Genomic DNA, 3,470 nt, shown 5'->3' with positions numbered 1-3,470 from the left:
TGTCTGGGCTCCTGTCACTGCATACGTGGTGATGCCACCAGCATCGTTATCTGCCATCATCACTAGAAAACCTGGGCCAAGCACTAAAAGTGGTGCTATAAACCTTTTTGCAATTTGTGTGAATTTTGATTGTTCTACCATGCTAATATTATACTTTGCCTTTATTAAATTTTCATTAAAACGTTAGAATGTGGTTATTTCATATGTTATAATTTTTTGATTTATCTTGTTTGGTTTTAAAAATCTATTTTTGGGATTTTAACTTGGGATTTTAAAAAGAAAATTTAAGACAATGCCCCACAAGGTTGGGCACGTTGTTTAGGATTCTTCGTCTAAGACCAGTAAGACATTTACTCTTGAGATATCAACACTGACGAACTTCGGCATATTTTGAGATTGGTTTGAAAAATTATACCAATCTTCAGAACCTTCATTTTTGACAATATTAAGCAACTCGTTTTTATCGACGATTGCTACTCTTTTGTTCATTTTGATTAGCTTTTCTTCCATTCTCTCCAAAGATTTTTGGCTTTTACATCTTATAAGCCTAACTCGGTTTAACATCTTGGTTCGCCACAAGCTTCTTAACTTCATAATTTTACCTCCTTTTAGGTATATCTTAAATATAACCTTTTAATGTTAATATTTTATTAATTTTTGATGAAAAATATATGAAGATACTTTAGTTTTTCAAGCTTTTAAAAGCTTCATAAAGAATCTCTAAATCCTCACTGGAATAAGATAGCGATGCAGTTAACCTTAGAATGGCTTTGTTTTTTGGCACCGTTGGGTATCTGATGGCTTGTATAAAGATGCCATTTTCTAACAATTTGTCTCTTAGCTTTAGAGCTTTATCTTCTTCGCCTACTTTTATAGGTATTATAGGCGTGGTAAAGTCTTCTTTTGTCTGGAAATTGAATTCTTTTATTATATCTAACATATATTTTGTTTGTTTTTGTAGCTCATCTTTGTATTTGTCTAAATTTTCTTCAATAAGTTCTAAGGCTTTTATAGAAGCAAAAACCATTGGAAGTCCTAAAGCTGTAGAAAATATGTAAGACCTTGCTTTGTTAACGATATACTCCACAATAGATCTTTTTGCACAAACAAATCCGCCTTGAGAGCCTATTGCTTTTGACAAAGTCCCCATTATAATTATATTTTCTTCTGGTAAAAGCCCAAAATAATCGTATATACCTTTTCCTATAGTCCCAGTGGCATGCGCTTCGTCAATAACAATATAAGCTTCAAATTCTTTTGAAATATCTATTAGCTCTTTTAACCTTGTTAAATCCCCCTCCATGCTAAATACAGAATCAGATACTATATAAGCTCTTCTGTGTTTTTGCCTTGATGATTTTAAAAGCTCAAAAAGATGATTCATATTGTTATGTTGGTAAATATATTTTGAAGCTTTTGATAACCTTATCCCGTCTATTATTGATGCGTGATTTAATTCATCGCTGTAAAAAGCATCTTCTTCATTGCCTAACGCTTGGAAAAGTCCTATGTTTGTAGAGTATCCAGATGGGAAGACTATGCAATCTTCTTTGGACTTTAACTTGCTAAGCATAAACTCTAGCTCTTTATGGTATTTTGTATATCCATTCACAAGGCTTGAGGCAGTAGCACCTATTGTGTTTGTTTTTCTTAATTTCTCTATAACATACCCTATCACTTCCTTGTTTTTAGACATACCAAGATAATCGTTTGAACAAAATATTCTCTTGTTTTCTATGGTTTCTCTTTTTCTGTATAGTTTTTGGCTTTTAATATATTCCAACTCCTCTTCAAAGTCCATAAATGTATTATACAAACTTTTTCAAAAAGTGATAAAATTAGTTATTATGATTACTAAAAGCTTGTATACGGGGGCAGAAATAACTTGGTGTAGGAATTGTGGAAACTTTGGCATCATGGGTGCTTTGGGAGCAGCTCTAAATGAGCTTACAGACAGCATACCTCTTGAAAAGTTTGTTATGGTAACAGGTATAGGGTGTCACGGCAAGATATTTGATTATATTGATATAAACGGTTTCTATTCTTTACACGGAAGGGCTGTTGCCACTGCAAGCGGTATAAAACTAGCCAATGAAGATTTAAAAGTAATATGTTTTGTAGGGGACGGCGACGGATACGGCGAGGGCCTTGAGCACCTTATCTTTGCTGCTAAAAGAAACATAGATATTACAGTTATAGTACATGATAATAGATCTTATAGCCTTACTACTGGACAGTTTACGCCTACTAGCGCTTTAGATTTTAAAGGTAAGTCTACACCAAAAGGGCCACCAGAAGACCCTATAAATCCTATATCTCTTTTAATGGAAGCTGGAGCTACTTTTGTTGCAAGAGGATATTCCGGCTATATAGACCATCTTAAGGATCTTATCAAAAAAGCGGTGCTCCATAAAGGTTTTTCTATTGTAGAGACTTTACAACCTTGTGTGATATTTTACAATACGTATGATTTTTACAACAGCCGTGTTTATAAGCTTGAAAACCATAATCCAAACGATTTTAATAAAGCTTATGCTGTGGCCAAAGAATGGGATTACATAAAAATTGATGCAAAAATTCCGATAGGAATAATATATGAGAATACGAATAAGAAAACCTATGAAGAGAGAGTGTGAGATGATAAAGTTATGCATTTTTTTTCAAATGATGTTATAATTATTTTATGAGTGGGGTAATATATGAAAACATTTAAGATGAAGAATGTTGTTAGAAGTTTAAAATTTTGTATGTTGGCGTTGAGTCTATTGAGTCCTTTGATGTCTTTAGCGTATCCCTCTGATTTTAAAGATCAGGTTAACCTGGTTTTTAACGTTTTAACTGGTAAATCTTGTAAAAATTTATACGATGCTGCAAACGCTATATATAGAGATCAAGCTAACAAGTATAATGCTGATATTACCCCTATGACATCCTACGAAAAAGTAGAGAAAATATGCAAAGAAAATAGATTTATATGCACCAAAGACAACAACAAGCTTTTGTTTAGCATAGGAAAAATTAGGAACGAAAACGATGGGTACAAGGTTGTTACAATGAATTTTTATACTAAAAATAACAAAAATCTTATGACAAAGTGCAACATAGTTATAAATACTAAAAATACGAACAGAGGCTATCCTATATCTTTACCAGAGATATCAAGCAATTTAAGAGAATGTATAAAAACTATAGAAAATAAGTATTGTGTTGTAAAAGCCTTAAACAACATTTACACAACTTTAGAAACCTTACCATAGGAGATAGTTATGAAGGTAAAAAAGATAACCAATGCACATGAAATAGGAGATCTGGATGTAATTTATCTTTACAATGGAGGTTTAGAGCTATTTAAATTTATAGAAAGTCTTGGCAAAGATAATAAAGATATAATGCGAATTAAACTTACAAACTACGTAGAATTTGATAGACCTGTTAAGCTCGTTACTCCGACTTCTGACTTGGAATTTACC

Annotated in this window: 5 protein-coding genes; 3 read left to right on the top strand and 2 right to left on the bottom strand. The window is 32.5% G+C overall.

The features are described 5' to 3' along the window. Positions 1-318: 318 nt before the first annotated feature. A complete protein-coding gene (locus ACP5S8_RS07910) occupies positions 319-594 on the bottom strand; it encodes a hypothetical protein (protein ID WP_461871282.1) in 276 nt (91 codons plus the stop codon). Between the two features lie 88 nt (positions 595-682). Then, complete coding sequence (locus ACP5S8_RS07905) at positions 683-1,801, bottom strand: aminotransferase class I/II-fold pyridoxal phosphate-dependent enzyme (RefSeq protein ID WP_461876404.1); 1,119 nt, start codon at positions 1,799-1,801, stop codon at positions 683-685. Positions 1,802-1,847: 46 nt separating this feature from the next. Here ACP5S8_RS07905 and ACP5S8_RS07900 point away from each other — a divergent pair, with 46 nt between their 5' ends. The 3 genes from ACP5S8_RS07900 to ACP5S8_RS07890 form a co-directional block, all read left to right on the top strand. Next, positions 1,848-2,636, top strand: coding sequence for a thiamine pyrophosphate-dependent enzyme (locus ACP5S8_RS07900; protein ID WP_461869790.1), 789 nt, complete (start codon positions 1,848-1,850; stop codon positions 2,634-2,636). 63 nt (positions 2,637-2,699) lie between these two features. Then, a complete protein-coding gene (locus ACP5S8_RS07895; protein ID WP_461876403.1) occupies positions 2,700-3,257 on the top strand; it encodes a hypothetical protein in 558 nt (185 codons plus the stop codon). A 9-nt stretch (positions 3,258-3,266) separates the two neighbouring features. Then, positions 3,267-3,470 (top strand): hypothetical protein (locus tag ACP5S8_RS07890; RefSeq protein ID WP_461876402.1); only part of this gene is annotated, 204 nt, incomplete at its 3' end.

It is taken from the genome of Hydrogenobaculum sp. (assembly GCF_049967395.1).
Taxonomy (GTDB): domain Bacteria; phylum Aquificota; class Aquificia; order Aquificales; family Aquificaceae; genus Hydrogenobaculum.
Note: the sequence above shows the minus strand (reverse complement) of the source record. Positions and strands in the feature narration are given on the sequence as shown.

Bases quoted from the DNA above. Each gene is read 5' to 3' on its own strand.
- ACP5S8_RS07910 (WP_461871282.1), bottom strand. From the start codon at position 594: ATGAAGTTAAGAAGCTTGTGGCGAACCAAGATGTTAAACCGAGTTAGG.
- ACP5S8_RS07905 (WP_461876404.1), bottom strand. From the start codon at position 1,801: ATGGACTTTGAAGAGGAGTTGGAATATATTAAAAGCCAAAAACTATAC.
- ACP5S8_RS07900 (WP_461869790.1), top strand. From the start codon at position 1,848: ATGATTACTAAAAGCTTGTATACGGGGGCAGAAATAACTTGGTGTAGG.
- ACP5S8_RS07895 (WP_461876403.1), top strand. From the start codon at position 2,700: ATGAAAACATTTAAGATGAAGAATGTTGTTAGAAGTTTAAAATTTTGT.